9 protein-coding genes and 1 pseudogene are annotated in these 17,791 nt (G+C 70.0%); 2 read left to right on the plus strand and 8 right to left on the minus strand.

Going from position 1 to position 17,791, the window contains the following annotated elements; translation table 11 throughout:
• Positions 1 to 23 precede the first annotated feature (23 nt).
• The 3 genes from ACFWDI_RS25120 to ACFWDI_RS25130 all read right to left on the minus strand — a co-directional run bounded on the left by ACFWDI_RS25120 (position 24) and on the right by ACFWDI_RS25130 (position 5,588).
• Positions 24 to 914 (minus strand): lipase family alpha/beta hydrolase, encoded by an 891-nt coding sequence (locus ACFWDI_RS25120; protein WP_385307025.1) that lies wholly within the window; start codon positions 912 to 914, stop codon positions 24 to 26.
• Between the two features lie 130 nt (positions 915 to 1,044).
• Positions 1,045 to 2,100 (minus strand): hypothetical protein, encoded by a 1,056-nt coding sequence (locus tag ACFWDI_RS25125; protein ID WP_385307027.1) that lies wholly within the window; start codon positions 2,098 to 2,100, stop codon positions 1,045 to 1,047.
• A complete protein-coding gene (locus ACFWDI_RS25130; RefSeq protein WP_385307029.1) occupies positions 2,097 to 5,588 on the minus strand; it encodes a DNA polymerase III subunit alpha in 3,492 nt (1,163 codons plus the stop codon). The genes ACFWDI_RS25125 and ACFWDI_RS25130 overlap by 4 nt, the downstream gene beginning before the upstream one ends.
• Before the next feature lie 144 nt (positions 5,589 to 5,732).
• Between ACFWDI_RS25130 and ACFWDI_RS25135 the strand changes: the two are divergent.
• Positions 5,733 to 6,409, plus strand: a pseudogene (locus tag ACFWDI_RS25135) (DUF3533 domain-containing protein); the annotation flags it as partial.
• A 133-nt stretch (positions 6,410 to 6,542) separates the two neighbouring features.
• Here ACFWDI_RS25135 and ACFWDI_RS25140 read toward each other — a convergent pair.
• Both ACFWDI_RS25140 and ACFWDI_RS25145 read right to left on the minus strand, forming a co-directional pair.
• Positions 6,543 to 7,628: a S1 family peptidase gene (locus ACFWDI_RS25140; protein WP_385307111.1), complete on the minus strand. Its 1,086-nt coding sequence runs from the start codon at positions 7,626 to 7,628 to the stop codon at positions 6,543 to 6,545.
• A gap of 222 nt (positions 7,629 to 7,850) precedes the next feature.
• Positions 7,851 to 8,690, minus strand: coding sequence for a slipin family protein (locus tag ACFWDI_RS25145; protein WP_385307030.1), 840 nt, complete (start codon positions 8,688 to 8,690; stop codon positions 7,851 to 7,853).
• A 187-nt stretch (positions 8,691 to 8,877) separates the two neighbouring features.
• Between ACFWDI_RS25145 and ACFWDI_RS25150 the strand changes: the two genes are divergently transcribed.
• Positions 8,878 to 9,732, plus strand: coding sequence for an alpha/beta fold hydrolase (locus tag ACFWDI_RS25150; protein ID WP_362689653.1), 855 nt, complete (start codon positions 8,878 to 8,880; stop codon positions 9,730 to 9,732).
• A 78-nt stretch (positions 9,733 to 9,810) separates the two neighbouring features.
• Here ACFWDI_RS25150 and fxsT read toward each other — a convergent pair whose 3' ends face one another.
• From fxsT to fxsBH, 3 genes are all read right to left on the minus strand, one after another.
• Entirely contained in the window at positions 9,811 to 13,752 is a 3,942-nt protein-coding gene (gene fxsT / locus ACFWDI_RS25155) for an FxSxx-COOH system tetratricopeptide repeat protein (RefSeq protein WP_385307032.1), read from the minus strand.
• The gene (locus ACFWDI_RS25160; protein WP_362689647.1) at positions 13,736 to 15,070 is read right to left on the minus strand and encodes a TIR-like protein FxsC; all 1,335 of its coding nucleotides are present in this window, start codon (positions 15,068 to 15,070) and stop codon (positions 13,736 to 13,738) included. Before ACFWDI_RS25160 ends, fxsT begins: the two co-directional genes overlap by 17 nt.
• A gap of 511 nt (positions 15,071 to 15,581) precedes the next feature.
• Positions 15,582 to 17,789, minus strand: a complete 2,208-nt coding sequence (gene fxsBH, locus ACFWDI_RS25165; RefSeq protein WP_385307033.1) for a radical SAM/SPASM protein FxsBH, inactivated beta-hydroxylase extension form — start codon at positions 17,787 to 17,789, stop codon at positions 15,582 to 15,584.
• Between the last annotated feature and the right edge of the window lie 2 nt (positions 17,790 to 17,791).

Consider the following 17,791-nt stretch of genomic DNA (forward strand, 5'->3'; position numbering starts at 1 on the left):
TTCTCGGGAATCTCCCGGGAATCTCAGGAGAAGACCGACGCGCAGTTCGTCCGCGTCGCGTGCGCCGGGTCAAGCGCGTTCGCGACCTCATGGTATGCAATCCGGTCGAACAGCCCGATCGCCAGATGCTCCGACAGGTCGACCGCGCACAGGTCCTGGAGAAAGACGTTGCGCACGTCCGGTCCGACCAGGAACGCCGAGCGATACGGGGTGACGACCTCGTCGTAGCGCGTGGCGATGACGGTGTAGTGCACGCCGGGCACGGTGTCGCCGCCCGCGTTGAGTTTCGTCAGGAAGGCGGAGCCGACCGTCTGGTCGGCCAGCCCCGGGGTGGCGGCCTTGAGCAGATCCTCGGCGCCCGGGAAGTACGGCAGCAGGTTGGCAAGGCCGCTCAGCGTGGTGCCGTGATTGTCGGGCCCGAGGCCGACCAGCGCGTTCACCTTGTCGGCCCCGCCCAGGAACTTGAGGTAGTAGCGCGGCATCAGGCCGCCCTGGGAGTGGCCGACGAGGTCCGCTTTGGACGCGCCGGTCGCGGCGAGCACCTTGTCGACGTACGTGTCGAGCTGCTCGGCCGACTTGTCGATCGGGCCGAGGCCGTTGAAGAAGGGCACGCCGGGGAGCTGTCCGTAGTCGAGGCTGAAGACGCAGTAGCCGCGGTTCACCAGGTACGGAGCGAGAGCGAGCCAGTTGTCCACGGCGTTCCCGAAGGTTCCGTGGACGAGGACGACGGGGCGGGGATGGGCGGTGGAGGGCCGGCAAGAGTAGTTGTTCCATCCGCTGTGGGGTGCGGATTCCGCGTTGGCAGAGGCGACATTGGCCGAATCGGCGTTCGCGGCGGCGGCGGGGGTGAGGGCGACAGCCGCGGCCAGGAACAGGGCGGCCAGCGGTCTGAGGGCACGTTTCCAGGGCAGCATCGAGCAGTCTCCTTGCGGCTCAAGGGAGTAGCGATGGCTGGTTTTTGGTGCTCTCGCTAACTTACGCACGAGTAACGAAAGATTGGAAGTTACGCGCCGGTAAAAACTGAATGCGTGTCAATAGCGGGTGCTACGCGGCGAGCGAGCCCGGCAGGACCGCCTGCGGCCCGAACCTGGCCCGCGCCCGGTCCGCCACCGCCTCGATCCGCCGCGCCCGTTCGTCCGCGGGGTCGAACGTCAGCTGCCGCGCGGCCCGTTCGACAGGCGTCAGATCCTCCGCCCGCAGCGACAGGCTCCGCACCCTGGCCCGCTGCAGGCCGAGCGACTCATGGATCCGGTACGCGACACCGGTGAGCGCCATGGAGTGGGCGGTCGGCTCGCGCAGGGCGCGCGCACGCGTGGTCGTCGACCGGTCGGCGTACCGCACGGTGAGGCTCAGCGAGCGGCACACCTGGCCCTCGCCGCGCATCCTCAGCCCCAGCTCCTCGGCGATCGAGAGCAGCGCCCTGCGGTGCTGCACCGGATCCAACTCATCGCGCGCAAAGGATCGTTCGGCGGCGATCGAACGCGCGGCAGCGTTCGGGACGACCTTCGTACGGTCGATGCCGTGCGCCCGCTCCCACAGCTCGCGCCCGGCGCGAGCGCCGACGATCCGCTGGAGTACGGCGAGCGGCGCGCCGGCGACTCTGCCGATGGAGTCGAGGCCGTACGCGCACAGGGTGCGGGCCGTCGCCGCCCCGACCCCGTCCAGCGCGGCGACCGGTTTGTCGGCCAGGAACCCCGCCGCCTCGTCGTCCGCCACCACCAGGGTCGTCCCCGGCGTGGCCTCCCGTGCCGCCATCCTGGCCAGCATCGGGTTCAGTCCCGCCCCGATCACGCAGTCCATCCCGCAGTGTGCGAGCGCACGCACCCGCAGCAGCGAGGCGAGCTGGGCCGCGTCCCGTCCGAAGTACCGTTCGGCGCCCCGTACATCGATGAGCGCGGCGTCCGGCGGGAGCGCCTGTACGACGGGGCTGATGTCCTCGGCCAGACCGAGCAGCGCGGGCAGCGCCGCCTCGACCCCGCCGCCCGCCTCACGCCCCGCTTCGCGCCCCGCCTCACGCCCCGCGCCGTGCCCCGCCTTGCGCCCCGCGTCGTGCCCCGCCTCACGCAGCGGCGGCCGCCGGAAGCGTACATAGAGGATCATCCCGCGCTCCCAGGGCTCTGGTGCCACAACTTCCGCCCGGTGGCGGCCTGTTGCTCACCCGGCGGCTGAAGGTCGGCCCAGGGGTTCAGCTCATAGCCCGTCGGCAGCTGAATCCGGCGGCCGTTGTCGCCCGGCCCCTCCCCTTCCACCGGTACGGGTGCGGCCAGCCGCGCCGCGACCGCGTCGAGCCCGCCCGTACGCCGCAGCTCCACCAGCTCCGCCAGGTTCCAGGCCGCCGCGCCGACCACGCTGAGGCTGCGCGGTCCGCGCCGCTGCACCACCCCGCGCACCAGCAGCAGCCAGGAGTGGAAGACGGTGTGCGCGCACGCGGCGTGGCTGTCGTCGAAGAAGGCCAGGTCGACCAGGCCCGTACCGTCGTCGAGCGTGGTGAAGATGACCCGCTTGCCGGACCGGATCGGCGGTGTCTGGGTGGCCGCCTTCGCGCCCGCGACCAGCACCGTCTGCCCGTGCTGTGCAGAGCGCAGCCGCTGCGCGGAAAGCACTCCCAGCTCCTTCAGGAAGGTGTGGTGATCGCCCATCAGATGGCGGGAGGCATCCATGCCGAGGACGCCGAGCTCGGCGCTGAGGCGTTCCGCGTCGCCGAGGTCCGGGAGGCCGACCGGGGCCGTCTTCTGCCCGTCGCCCAGCGGGAGTTGACTTCCGTACGCTCCCGAACCCGCCCCGGAACCCCGGTGGCCCCGATGGCCCCGATGGCTCCGATGGAGTTCGGCAAGATGCAGCAGCAGATCGCGCCGGTTCGCGCCGAAGGCATCCAACGCGCCGACCTGCGCCAGCCGTTCGGCGACCGGCCGCCCGGGACGGGCCCGCTGCCAGAAGTCCAGCAGCGAGGAGTAGGGCTGCCCGGCCTCGATCCGCGCCGTCTCCGCCTCGCTGATGCCATGGACGTCCGAGAGCGCGAGCCGCAGCCCCCACACCCCCTGCCCAGCCCCCTCATCAGACACCAGTTCGATTCGGTGAGCGACCGCGGACCGGTTCACATCCAGCGGCAGCACCGGTACTCCGCGCCGCCGCGCGTCCGCCAGCAGCAGCCGCTTCGGATACATCCCGGGGTCGTGCGTGAGCAGCCCGGCGTAGAAGGCCGCCGGGTGGTGCGCCTTGAGCCACGCCGACTGGTACGTCGGCACGGCGAAGGCCACCGCGTGCGCCTTGCAGAAGCCGTACGAGCCGAAAGCCTCGATGATCTCCCAGGCCCGGGCGATCACTTCTGGCCCGTACCCCCTCACCTCCGCGTGCTGCGCGAACCAGACCTTGATCTTCCCCTGCGACTCGGAATGGGAGAGCCCGCGCCGCACCCGGTCGGCCTCGTCCAGACCGCAGCCGGTCATGATGTGCACCATCTCGATGATCTGCTCATGGAAGACGACCACTCCGTACGTCTCCTTCAGCGGCCCTTCCAGATCCGGATGCGGATAGCGGACGGGCGCCCGGCCGTGCCGGGCCTCGATGAACGGCCGCACCATGTCGGCCGCGACCGGCCCCGGCCTGAAGAGCGAGATGTCGACGACCAGGTCGTCGAAGGTCGAGGGCTGCAGCCGGCCGACCAGATCGCGCTGGCCCGGCGATTCGATCTGGAAGCAGCCCAACGTCTCGGTGGACTTGATGAGTTGGTACGTCGTCGGGTCGCCCGGCGGCACCTGCTCCGGGTCGTCGAGGTCGAGCTCCTCCCCCGTCGCCCGCCGCAGCTCGGCGACCGCGTGCGCCATCGCCGACTGCATCCGCACCCCCAGGACGTCGAGCTTGAGCAACCCGAGGTCCTCGACGTCCTCCTTGTCGAACTGCGACATGGGGAAGCCCTCGCCGCTGGTGGGCACCACCGGCGTACGGGCGAGGAGCGTGGCGTCCGAGAGCAGCACCCCGCACGGGTGCATGGCGATCCCGCGCGGCAGCGCGTCCAGCGCCTCGACCAGCTCCCACAGCCGGCCGTGCCGTGCCCCTTCCTGTCGGTACTCCCTTGCCACCTCGCGCAGTTCGGGCAGTTCCTCCATGGCGGCGCGGGCGTCGCGGGCGCGGATGTGCGGGAAGGACTTGGCGATCCTGTCGATCTCGGCCGGGTCCATGGAGAGCGCGGCGCCCACGTCCCGTACCGCATGGCGCACCCGGTAGGTCTCGGGCATGGCGACGGTCGCGACCCGCTCCTCGCCGAAGCGGCCGATGATCGCGCGGTAGACCTCGAGCCGACGGGCGGACTCGACGTCGATGTCGATATCGGGCAGCACGGCGCGCCGCTTGGAGAGGAAGCGCTCCATCAGCAGCCCGTGCTCCACGGGGTCGGCGTGCGCGATGCCGAGGAGGTGGTTGACGAGCGAGCCGGCCCCGGAGCCGCGCGCGGCGACCCGGATGCCCATCTCTCGTACGTCGTCGACGACTTGAGCGACCGTCAGGAAGTACGAGGCATAGCCCCAGTGCGCGATGATGTCCAGCTCGTGGTGCATCCGCTCCCAGTACTCACGGCGGCCGTCATAGCCGCGCAGCACCATTCCGGCGGCGGCGCGGGAGGCCAGTACCCGCTGCGGGGTGCGCAGACCCGCGCCGACCAGATGCGGCTCCGGGAAGTGGACGGCACCGATCCCCAGATCGTCCTCGGGGTCGACCAGACACTCGGCCGCCGTCTCCTCCGTCATGGCGAGCAGCCGGTGGGCGGTGTCGCTCCGGAAGCCGGCGGCTTCGGCGACCCGCTCGGCGGTACTGGCCATCCCGGCCGGGTCCTTGAGCCAGCGCTCCCCGCTGTCGAGGCCCTTGCGCGGGTCGATCGGGACGAGGCGGCGGGCCGCGTCGAGGACGTCGGCGACCGGGCCCTGCCCCTGGTCGGCGTACCGGACGGCATTGGTCAGCACGGCCCGTACGCCCTGTTCGGCGGCGAAGCCGAGGGTGCGGGCGGCATGTCGCAGCGAGCCGGGGCCGGTGCCCTTGAGGCCGTGGTGCACGACCTCGAGGCGCAGCCGGTCGCCGTAGCGCTCCTGCCAGGGCACGAGCAGCTTGGCCGCGCGGTCGGGACGTCCTGCGGCCAGTGCCCGGCCGATCTCGGATGCCGGGCCGAGCAGCACGGCCAGCCCGTCGCCGTGGTTCTCGCTCCAGGGCAGCAGCGGGCCGCCGTCGTCCGCCGCGTGGGCGACGGTCACCATGCGGCACAGCTCGGCCCAGCCCTGGCGGGACCGGGCGAGAAAGACGGTACGGGGCGCGGACTCGTCCACGAACGCCCCGCCGCGCACCGGGGTGCGCCGCCGCTCGGTGGGCTCCTCCTTGCGCGCCCGCTCGCCCACCGCGAGGTCCACACCGAACAGCGGCCGCACTCCGGCCTTGTCGCAGGCCTTGGCGAAGCGGACCGCGCCCGCGAAGGTGTCGCGGTCGGTCAGAGCGAGGGCGTCCATGCCCCGCTCGGCGGCGCGCTCGGCAAGCCGCTCCGGGTGCGAGGCTCCATAGCGCAGGGAGAACCCGGAAACGGTGTGCAGATGCGTGAACCCGGGCACCCGCACCTCCTGGATCAGACCGTCTCACCTCCCCCGTCTCCACCATAGACCAAGTTTCGAACATTCGTGCGACACCGGTCCCATCGTCCGTTCGCCCCCGTCCCACCTGCATGGACACCGTGCGCCACGGAGCGTGGGGCCATGGCTCAGACACAGCAGCGGCGCACCGTGACCGTCGTGGACATGGTCCCGGACGCCAAGGGTGACGCCCGCGGGCTGTCCTCGTTCCATCTGGTGATCGGATGGTGCGTGGGCGGCTACCTCTGCGCGGCGGCCCTCGCGATCAGTGCGGGCGCGCGGCCCGTGAATACGGCACGCGCCCTGATCAGACTGGGCGCTGCTGCTGTACGCGATCACCGCGGGCCTGCTCGGCACGGTGATCGCGGGCCCGATCCTCGGCGCGCTGCCCGGCAGCATCATGGCGCTGTGGGGCCTCGGAGCCCTGGTGGTCTTCGCGGTCGGGGCGATCACCCTCGCGTTCCAGGGGCTGGCGGGCATCGTCGGTATCGGCCTGGCGATCCTGCTCGTGGTCGTCCTCGGCAATCCGAGCGCGGGCGGCGCGTATCCCGTATCCGCTGCTGCCGCCGTTCCGGCGGGCCATCGGGCCCGCGCTGCCGCCGGGCGCCGGCACCTTCACGGCACGCTCGATCGCGTACTTCAAGGGCAACGGCGCGGGTGGCCCGATGCTGGTGCTCGCCGCGTGGGCGGTGGGCGGGGCGCTGGTCACGATGGCGTGCGCGCTGGTCCGCGGCCGCGGGCCGACGACGATCGGGGCCGACGTGACAGTCGGGGGCGGGACCGCGGCCGGGACCCTCGTATGAGGGCCGGGCGGCGAACTGGGGGCTTCACCCCCGGCCCCCCAGTCCTCAAACGCCGGACGGGCTGAAAATTCAGCCCCGCCGGCGTTTGAGGCGCGGGGTCCGGGGCGGAGCCCCGGTTCTTGCCTGGCGCGCGTCAGCCGATCTCGGCGCCGAAGGCCGCGAGCGCCTCCGGTACCGGCTGGAAGAAGGTCTCGCCACCCGCGGAGCAGTCGCCGCTGCCGCCGGAGGTCAGACCGATCGCGGTGTCGCCCGCGAAGAGCGAGCCGCCGCTGTCGCCGGGCTCGGCGCAGACCGTGGTCTGGATGAGGCCCTCGACGATGTCACCGTTGCCGTAGTTGACCGTGGCGTCGAGGCCGGTGACCTCACCGTCGTGCACCTGGGTGGTTGAACCGCTGCGCTGCACCTTCATGCCGACGGTCGCCTCACCCGCCTTGGTGATCGGCTGCGAGCTGCCGTTGTAGAGGTCGACCTCGCTCGGGTGCTCGGTGCTGTCGCTGTACTTGACGATCGAGAAGTCGTTGCCGGGGAACTGCGAGTCGACCATGGTGCCGATCGGCGCGCCGCCCGCGGAATCGGACCACTCGCTGCCGGCCTTCCCGCAGTGACCGGCGGTGATGAAGTGCGGCTCGCCGCCCTTGACCACGTTGAAGCCGAGCGAACAGCGTCCGCCGCCCGAATGGATGGCGTCGCCGCCCGCTATGAGCGGCTTGAACTCCCCGGCGGACTTCTTCAGTTCCGCCTTGCCGCCCAGAGCCTTCACCACCTGGCTGAGCTTGGTCCACTGAGCGCCCTTGACCGTACGGTCGGCGGTGACGACCACCGTGTTGGTGACCGGGTTCACGGACCAGGAGGTGCCGGGAATGGTCGCCTTGGTGGTGAGCGTCTGCCGGGCGGTCTTCAGCTCGGCGAGGGTGTTCTCCACGATTCTGGCCTTGCCGCCCGCCTTGCGGACGATCTGGGCCGCCGCCTCGTCGACGACGTTCACGACGAGGGACTTCGCCTCGGCGTCGTAGTACGTGCCGGCCGAGTCGGCGCCCAGGTCCTTGCTGAGGGTGGAAGCAAGGTTTCCGGCCGCCACCGCCGACAGCGGCTTGGCGGCGAACTGCTCAGTATTGTCACTGGCGTTCGCACTCTGGAAGGTGACGCCCGCGGCTACCAGGGCGACAACAGCGCCGCCTGCCATCGCCACTTTCCTTTTGGGCATGCGTCGGTGCTTCAACATCAACCTCCTGTGGGGGCCGCGCCCGGACAAGTGGGGTGCCCGGACACGGAGGATGGAGCGCCCACTATTCCGATACCGCTCGGTAGCACACAAGGTCGACTTCAGGACGGGCACACGACAACGCGTAGGCGTTCACAGCACCTTCACGGAAAGCGTCCACACTGGTCGGTTTCGTTTGCGAACACCGCGTGCAACGACGCCATGGGCAGCGCGTAAGGACTAGTCCTGTCTTGTTTCCGACTCTGCGGGACCGGTTTCCAAGGGCGGTTGCGCCGCTGCGGGAGGCGGTGCCGCCGGCGGCGGAGCGGCCCGCTCCAAGAAGCGCAGCAACTCCACCGGGAACGGCAGCACCAGGGTGGAGTTCTTCTCGGCCGCGACGGCGACGACCGTCTGCAGCAGCCTCAACTGAAGGGCGGCGGGCTGCTCCGACATCTCCTTGGCGGCCTCGGCGAGCTTCTTGGAGGCCTGGAGTTCGGCGTCGGCGTTGATGACCCGGGCCCGGCGCTCACGGTCCGCCTCCGCCTGGCGCGCCATCGAGCGCTTCATCGTCTCCGGCAGCGACACATCCTTGATCTCGACCCGGTCGATCTGCACACCCCAGCCCATCGCCGGACTGTCGATCATCAACTCCAGCCCCTGATTGAGCTTTTCGCGGTTGGAGAGCAGATCGTCCAGATCGCTCTTGCCGATGATCGACCGCAGTGATGTCTGCGCCATCTGCGAGACCGCGAAGCGATAGTCCTCCACTTGCACGATGGCCTCGGCGGCGTCCACGACCTTGAAATAGATCACGGCGTCCACGCGCACCGTCACGTTGTCCCGCGTGATGCCGTCCTGCGCGGGCACCGGCATCGTCACGATCTGCATATTGACCTTACGCAGCCGGTCGACAAACGGGACAACAAGTGTGAAACCTGGCCCGCGCACTGAAGACTTGAGCCTTCCGAGCCGGAAGACCACACCCCGCTCGTACTGCTTGACGACCCGGGCCGCCGCCATCACGTAGACGGCTCCGACGGACACTGCCGTCGCGCCGGCCGTCACCAGTGCCTCTACCATCACGGCCCCCTGGGGTGCGATGTGGACGCGCGTGCACGTACCTCTTCGACGGTAGACCCCAAATGACGTCAAAGGGAGTCCCCGTATGACCCGCTGATGGGTAATCATCGAATCGGTGGGGAATGCCAGGCTCACCATGCCTGCACAGAGCACTTACGACGAAGGGGGCGCGGGAGTGCGACGTCGGATGCGCGTGACGGACGGGCGGCATCTGATGGTGGAACGGCTGGGGGATCCGCGCGGCAGACCGGTCTTCCTGCTGCACGGCACCCCCGGCAGCCGACTGGGCCCGGCACCACGCGGCATGGTGCTGTACCAGCGCGGTACGCAGCTGATCGCGTACGACCGCCCCGGCTACGGCGGTTCCGACCGGCTGGCGGGCCGCAGCGTCGCCGATGTGGCACAGGACGTGAGGGCGATCGCCGACGAGCTCGGCCTGGAGCGGTTCGCCGTGGTGGGCCGCTCGGGCGGCGCACCGCACGCGCTGGCCTGCGCGGCCCTGATGCCGGAGCGGGTCACCCGCACCGCCGCTCTGGTGACGCTCGCGCCCAGGGACGCCGACGGACTCGACTGGTTCGAGGGCATGGCCGCGTCCAATGTCCTGGAGTACACCAGCGCGTCGGACGACCCGGCAGGGATGACCGAACGGTTCATCCTGCGTTCCGCCGAAATCAGGCAGGACCCGATCCGGCTGCTCGACGATCTGCGCAGGGAGCTGACCGACTCCGACCGGATGGTGGTGTCGGACGCGGGCGTCAGGTCCATGCTGCTCCGCAACTACCAGGAGGCGCTGCGCACTTCCGCGTACGGCTGGGTCGACGACGCGCTCGCCTTCTGCAGTCCCTGGGGCTTCGACCCCGCCGACATCAAGGGCCCGGTGATGCTCTGGCACGGAGAGAAGGACGTCTTCTCACCCGTGGGCCACTCCCGCTGGCTCGCGGAGCGCATCCCGGGCGCGACGGCCGTCCTCGAACCGACCGCCGCGCACTTCGACGCCCTGCACGCACTGCCCCGGATCCTCACCTGGCTGCTGGACCACTGAATTCCAGCCACCGTCGGGTCCCCCCGGACCAGGTCCGGGGGGAGTTCGAGGAGCGGGGCCCTGGACGGAGCCCCGGGTTCAGACCGCCAGCGGCTCCAGATCGCGGTGCACCCTGCGCTCGTCGCGTGCGATCCGGGTCAGCGCATGCTCCTCGCCGAGCAGCCGCTGCAGCTCCTCCACGGTCTCCGCCCGCAGATGCGCCGCCTCGGCCTTGCGGCCCAGCAGGCCGAGTGTGACGGACATGTTGGAGGCGATACCGAGCACTTCGGGATGGTGCGCGCCCAGCACCTCGCGCAGCCTGGTCACGGTCCGCTGCTCGATCTCCAGCGCCTCCTCCAGACCGCCCAGGTCGGCGAGGGCGTTGGCGAGGTTGATGGTGCTGTACAGCGCATGCGGATGGGATTCCCCGAGGACCTCCCGCATCGTCCTGGACACCTTCGCGAGCAGTTGTTCCGCAGCTTCCGGAGCGCCGCAGCCCCAGTGGAAGATGCCGAGGTTGTTGAGGGCGGCGAGAGTGTACGGATGCCGCTCCCCCGGCACCTTCATGTACTGGTCGACGACCTCCTGCGCCAGATCCCGTGCCGCCACCGGCTCCCCGGCCGCGAACAGGTCGGCCGCCAGATTCAGATCGCAGGCGAGCGAATCCGGGTTGGCCGAGGTGTACTTGGCGCGGTAGCGGTTGCGGGTGGCCGTGGTCAGCCGCCGCGCGTCCTCGAGACGGCCGGCCCTGCGCAGCGACACGGCGAGGCTCTTGCCCGCCGCCAAGGTGCCCGGGAAGGTCCGGCCGAGCTGCTCCTTGTAGATGTCGTACGTACGCACGAGCACCGAGACCGAGTCCTCGTACCGTCCGACCTCCCGCAGATCCCTGGCGAGGCTGACGGCGGAGGAGAGGGTGTACGGATGCTCCGGGCCGAGCACCTCGGTACGCCGGTCGAAGACCTCCTGGTCGATCTCGCGCGCCCTGGCGTACTGGCCGACCATGCGCAGATTCAGCGCCAGGTTGTTGGCGGCCGCGAGGGTACGCGGATGGGACTCGTGGAAGATCTGGCTGAATCCCTCGTGCGCCTCGGTCGCCAGCTCCATCGCCCTGCCGTACTGGCCGAGGGTGCCCAGGTCCATCGCCAGCCCGCTGGTGGTCATGTACGTATGCGGATGGGACAGGCCCAGCACCTCCTGCTGGCGCTCCAGGGTCACCTCGTCCAGCTCCTTGGCCTCCACATAACGGCCTTGCGAGCGAAGGATGTTGGAGAGATGGAAGCGCAGGTAGAGATACTGCAGATCGTCGTTGCCCAGCATCTCCTTCCAGGTGTCGCGCAGTTCGCCGGCAAGCGTGTAGGCGGCGTTCCAGTCGCCGCGCTTCCACAGATAGCGCACACGGTCGATCATCAGCCGACGGGTCTCAGGCTCCTTGCAGAACCGCGCCTCCGAGGTGCCGAGGTGCGGCCAGATGGTGGCGAACCTCGGCCAGGTCTCGGGGTTGTCGATCGGCTCGTCGTCGTCGGGCCGCGCACCCGCGAGGATCCGGTGGACCGCGTGCCGCGCGTCCTGCTGCTCCTGTTCGGTCAGCTGAGCCCTGATGACCGCCTGCACCAGCCGGTGCACCTGGATGCTGTTGGAGACCTGGTCGACCTTGGCCAGGGCGAACCGGCCGATCTCCCGGATGACCCGCCCGAGCACCAGCTTCTCCTGGAGCGAGGCGTCGTACGGCTTGAGCGCGTCGATCATCTCCTTGCTGTAGAGGAGGTTCGCGGAGATCGGCTCGGGTGCGAAGAACGCACAGAGCTGGAGCAGACGCACCGCGGCGGGCGAGCGCTCCTTGAGCCGCTCGATGGAGACGTTCCAGGTCGCGGCGACCGGCTCGGGATATCCGGCGGGCTGGTTGAGCGCGAGGACGCTCGCGGCCTGTTCCTTCAGCTGCTCGAGATACGAGGCGACGGGTGTGGCAGTCTCCGCGATCCACGCCGCGGCCTGTTCGACGGCGAGCGGCAGGTCGCCGACGGCGGTGGCGACCTGGTCGGCGTCCTCGATGGTCAGTCCGCGGGCACGCCGCCTGAGGTGCTCGATGGACTCCTCGCGCAGGAACACATCGACGGGCAGCGCGTCCCCGTACTGCGACCAGGCCTGATTCCTCGAGGTGACCAGGATGTGCCCGGGCCCCTGCGGCGGGAAGAACCGCTTGAGCTGCTCGGGGTCGTCGGCGTTGTCGAAGACCAGCAGCCAGCGCGAGGACGGCACTCCGTTCCGCAGCAGTTCGATGGCCTCCTCCGAGGCGGCCGCCATGTCCTCGCCGCCCTGGGCGCCGAGCCGGACGGCGAGTTCGGCGAGTCCGGCGACCACGTCGTCGGGCTGCTCGGAGGAGATCCACCACACCAGGTCGTAGTCGGCCATGAAGCGGTGGACGTACTCCAGCGCCACCTGGGTCTTGCCGACGCCGCCGAGCCCGTAGAGGGTCTGCGGCTGGGGCAGCACCGCGGCCACGGCCATGCCGCCGCCGAGCTGGTCGCGCATCCGCTCCAGCACCACCGAGCGTCCGGTGAAGCCGGGGTTGCGGGGCGGCGCGTTCCAGATCTTCGGCACGGTGCCGGGGAAGCGCGGTCCGGGCGACGCGCTGTCGGGGAGCTGCACCGGCCGGTCCAGTGCGCGCAGCAGCGCGGTGGTGGCGGCCACCTCGTCGAGGCGGAAGAGGTCCACCGGGTTGCGGTCGATGTACGGGGTGGTGAGCCGGACGTCGCCGACTCTGATCGGCAGCAGATGCCGTCGGCCGCCGCTCGGGTCCTCGGCCGCGGCCCGCGACCAGACCTCCACCGCCCGGGCGGACTTGAGATACGCGCTGGACAGCAGCACGACCGTGCGGGCGGCGTTCTCGGCGGCGAGCGCGTCCGCGCCGGCCGGTTCCTGTTCGACGGAGACATCGCGTGGCACGACCCGGAAGCCGGCCCGGGTGAGCATGTACTCGACCCAGTCGGCCCACATGCGGTTCTCGGCCACATAGCTGAGGAAGAGGTCGGCGGGCAGGGCGGGACGGCGGCGGGTGAAGGCGTCCCTGATCCGGAGCCTGATCTCCTCGCCGACCTGCGGCATGGAGGTGATCCGCTGCTCGGTGATGACGGAGGTCAGCCGTTCGAAGGCGGAGAGCAGGGAGTTGGTCAGACCGGCTTCGTCGCCGAAGGTGGCGAGCGTCTCCTCGTAGGCGTAGTAGGGCCGGTACGGAATCTCCACCGCGCCCCAGTAGGCGGTCAGTTCGTCGCCGCTGAGCCCGGAGGGGAAGCGGTCGAACTTCAGCCTGGCCAGCGCGCGTCCGGCGTCCGCCTTCTCCTTCTCGCCCTCGTCGATCCGCATCGGCACCGGGAAGATCTTGATGCCGCGGCCGCCGTACCGCTCGTCGATCTGCCGGGCCACCGAGGCGGCGCCGTCGATGGACTGGTCGCTGAGGGTGAAGCAGTCGACCAGGACGTCGGGCAGATGGACGGTGCAGATGTCGGCGATATCGCTGAGGCCGGTACGGCTGTCGATGAGGACGTAGTCGTAGTTGGCCTTCATGTCCTCGCGCAGCGCGTCGAAGAAGTGGCCGCCGCCGAGCCGGTCGTAGAAGTTGTCCCAGTCGAAGGTGGAGACGGTCGCGGAGTACTCGCGGTTCTGCTTCCCGGCGGAGACGAAGTCGAGCGTGCCGCCGTCCGGGAACTCCCAGCCCAGGCTCTCGGGGGTGAGGGAGACGGCGTGCGGCTGTATGCGCGCATAGTCGAGATGCCAGTCGTCGCGGCGCGGCTCGGGGCTGGTCGCGGCCCAGGCGTACTCGGTGATCAGATCGATGACTCCGGTGGTGGCGCCGAGCGTGGAGGGGTCGAGGAAGGGGTGGAAGAAGCGGTGCAGGCCGGGCGCTTCCAGGTCCCAGTCGACCGCAAGGACCCGCTTGCCGTTCGCGGCGAGAATCCAGGCGGTGTTGGCCAGGGCCATCGTGCGGCCCGTACCTCCCTTGTACGAATAGAAGGTGACGATGCGTCCGTCACGACTGCCTGTCATCCGTGTCCTCCGCATCAGGGGCGATGTCATGCGTGTGCGGGACGTAGTGGGTGGTGCCGTACTCGGCCATCGGGCCGCGCAGCCGGGGCCGTTCGCGCGCACCGGCGCCGGCCGGTGGCACCGGCGGGAAGACCTCGGCGTGCCGCAGATACTCCTGGGCGGCCGCCTCCACCACCTGGGGCAGAAGCTGGCCGAAGGCCTCCATGCTGAGCACGCCCTTGGCGGCCGCCCGGCAGGCGGTCCGGCCCTGGCGCATCTGGTGCGGCATGGTCCGTTCCAGCTTCTCGACCAGTTCGGCCTCCGATGTCCGGCTCTGCGGGTCGTCGCGGTTCCAGGGGACGACGACGCTCACCCAGGGGCGCGGCTCCGCGTCGAAGGCGGCGAGCCGTTCGCGCCGTTCGTCGTCCTCCAGGGCCCAGCGGTCGACCAGAAGTATCTCGGGCCGGGTGGGTGGCTGGCTGATGTCGGGTGGCGTCTCGTGGTCGAAGGAGGAGACGGTCGCCTGGTAGTTGAGGGAGCGGACCAGGTCCTGGGCGATGTACGCCAACGGCCGTGCGGAGTCCGGGTGGTAGGGATTCCACTCCTGGGACTGCTTGCCGTAGTAGTCCGGGGCGCGTCCCTCGGGCAGATCGTGGCGGGTGGGCGCGGCAACGGTCACATGCATCGGGCGGGGGCCGCCGGTGGGCTTGCCGAAGGCGCTGGGCGCCTGCCGGTAGTCGACCGGGCTGCCGGAACCGACGCGCGTAGTGTCCGCCACGCTGACGATGCGTTTGGCGAGTTCATAGACGGCGGCCTCGTACTCCTCGGCGAATATCCGTAACTTGATCAGCCCGTAGAGCCCGTCGGTGACATACCGGTCGCCGAAGGCGCGGTGGTTGAACTGCAACCGCTCGGCGGGACCCGGGAGTTGCTCCGGTGGCATCGGCACCCACAGCGCGGGCACGATCGCCTCCGCCGGCCGGTTGCTCTTCGCATGGTGGTAGATGGCCCGCTGGGCGAAGGCGTACCACTCCTTGCCGCACATCTCGCTGGCGAAGTACCGCGGTGAGAAGAGCGGGACGAACACCCGGCAGGTGGCCAGCACTTCGCCCAGCCGCTCCGACCAGCCCTCCCCGGAGCGGATTTCCCGGTCCATGAACCCGGCGGGCGCACCGGCCGGCAGATCGGTCATGGCCATCACATGGCCGCACAGATCACGGAAAAGCCGTTCGACCCACATATCGGGGTCCGGGCCGCCGGCCCCGTACCGCGGTGTGTGCGCATAGCTCAAGAAGAAGTACGGCCGGTGATCCGCCGCTCGTTGCGCTGAATCTGACACACGACCCCCGTCCTGTGTGAACGCCCACACCCAGACCCACAAGCGCCTAAGGCTGCGAGCGAATTAATCATTCCGGAGCCGGTCACTCTCCATCCCCCCGATGTTCGGTCAATCAACACCGCTTTTCGGTCATCCAGCTCTCCGCACGGCCCGACCCGTTCCTTGATCGGGAACAACCTTGCGAGCCTTCCTCCCAGTTGTCCCTTCTGCTCCTTTTTCCAGAAGAAGACGGCCTTGCACTCGGCCCATTGATTGTCCCCACCCGGTCGCTGCACCACACAACGGTAGGTGCGCGGGCGTGCTCCGGTCCGGTATTCGGCGAGATGGAATGCAGTGCGGCGGCGAAATCCACCCGGCCCTTCGGCGCTCCGCGCGGACTCGGCCAACCGGCCCATCCGAGAGCTGCGGATCCGGCGGCGTCGAGGGCCGGCAGGTCCGCCCGGAAGGCCGCCGCCTGCTCGGGTGTCATCACGTCACCGGGGTGACGGCCGGCCGGCGTGTCCGCCCGGGCTCAGCCACAGTCCGACTCTTTCCACAGCTCGTCCAGCAGGCGCCGGCCGCTGACGGTCAGTTCGGCCGCGCGCGCCAGGGTTTCCAGCGCGGGCCTGGCCTGCTCGGCTCCGGCCGGTTCGAAGGCCGCGAGGCCCACACGTTCGTACGCTCCGGCCAGCAGCTCGGAGAGGGGCATCGGCGTCTCCCGCCAGGGCGCCCGGTGGGTCCACCAGCCGTCCTGCGCGTAGAGATCGGTGACCTCGACCAGTGCCTGCAGTTTGGCCCGCCTGAAACCGCGCAGCAGCGCGGTTGCCAGCTCCTCGGGCGTGCCGGGCACCGCGATCCCGAGCGCTCCATAGCCGTGCCGGCGCACCGACGCCTCACCCGAGACCAGCGGTGTCAGGGTCGTCAGACAGTCGGCGGCCTCCGCGGCCTGTGCGGGTACGGTCTGCCGCAGCAGCTGCCAGGCCTCGGCCAGCCGCCCGCTCCAGCCGTCCGCCTCACGGGAGCCGAGCCGCTCCCGCACGGGTAAGCCGAAGCAGTCCCGGTACGGGTCGATGTCGTCGAGGCGCAGCGCGGGCACCCCGTCGCCGCCGAGCCTGCGCACGGGCCGCCAGTCGCCGCTGTCCTCATCGGCGCGTACGTGCCACCGCTCGCGGCCGTCCACGCGTACCAGGAACCCCTTCTCGGCCGCGCGCACCTCGGCCTCGCCGTGCTCCCCCAGGCCCGTCAGCCGCAGCTCGCCGAGTGTGGGGAGCCAGAGCCTGCCGTTCCGGTACGGCGCCCGGACGGGCATCTCGAGCCCGGCTCGTACGACCGCGGCGGCGAGGTAGGACGGCAGCCGGAGCGCGAGCCCGGCCGCCTCCGGCCGCTCCTCGCGCAGGGCGGCCAGACAGTCCTGCAGCCAGGTGTAGGTGTAGGGATGGCCGAGCACCACGTCGAGCGCGTCGGAGCGCCCCTCCAGGGCGGACGCCAACTCCCAGGCCTCGTCCCAGGCCTCGCCGCCCTGTCCGTCGAGCTCCAGGTGGACGTCGGCGAGCAGGGTGCGGGTCACGTCCTGGTGCTCGGCCATGAGTACGCCGGGGTCCGTGACCGCGGCGGACACGGTCGCGGCGGCGGTGCGCTGTTCGATACCGCGGATCAGCGCCTCGAGATCGCCGCAGTACACGGAGGTGTTGTCGAAGTCGTTCCGGGAGCTGTAGCGGTGGGTGTAGAGCCCGCCGCCGCAGGACCGTACGACCGGGCACCGGTGGCAGGTCTCGCTCACTCCGGCGAGTCCCTGCTGGCGTGCTCTGATTCCGGGGTGGGCCGCGACCTCGTCGAAAGGGTGGGCATACACATCGAATCCGGTGGCTGCGGCGCCCTCGTAGGCGCTCTTGAGGGAGTCGACCTGCTCCAGGGTGCCGTCGGTCTCGACGACGACGAGGTCGGTGGGCGCGAGGCCGAGGGATTCGGTGAGGCTGGGGCCGCCGTCGAGGGTGGAGAGCACCGATTCGAAGAGCCGTACCGGAATGCTGCGGCCCTGCTCGTCCCAGCGGTCGAAGACGGCAAGGAGCCAGTCGGCGTAGGCGGTGGCCGAGCCGTCCGGGCGGGCCGGCGGGGCGTCCCAGGTGGCGTGCGGCAGCAGAAAGTCGATACGCGGCGGTTCCAGCTCGGTGAGCGCGTCATACACCGCGATCGGATCGTTGGCCACGTCAATGGTGCAGAGGAGACCGAGATAGAGGTGGCGGTAGCGCTCCTGGCGGAGCAGGTCGACGGCTCTGAGGACCAGGGGATGGCTGGTGCGGCCGTCCGCGAAGCGGCGATGGCGGTCGTTCGCGCTCCGGTCGCCGTCGAGGGAGATCCCGACCTTGACGTCGTACTCGCTGAAGAGGTCGAGGTAGCGGGGGCTGAGCTGGAGGCCGTTCGTATGGATACGAAGATCGAGTTCGGCGATTCCGTCGAGGGCCTTGGTGAGCTCCTCGCAGATATGCCGCAGCCGTGCGAGCCCTGCCAGAAGAGGCTCCCCTCCGTGCAGGATCACTGACACGGAGGGCAGGGCATGACTCTTGGCATGCTCGGCCAGTCGCAGAGCTGTCCAGGAAATCGCTTCGTCAGAGATTGCCTTCGGGCGAGTGCGCCAGCTCTGATCAGCGTGTTCGTAGATATAACAGTGGTCACATGCAAGATCACATCTGCTATGGACCTTCAATACGATCTCGCGGAATGGGACCAGGGGTCCAGTCATTC

The organism is Streptomyces sp. NPDC060064 (genome assembly GCF_042736455.1).
Taxonomy (GTDB): domain Bacteria; phylum Actinomycetota; class Actinomycetes; order Streptomycetales; family Streptomycetaceae; genus Streptomyces.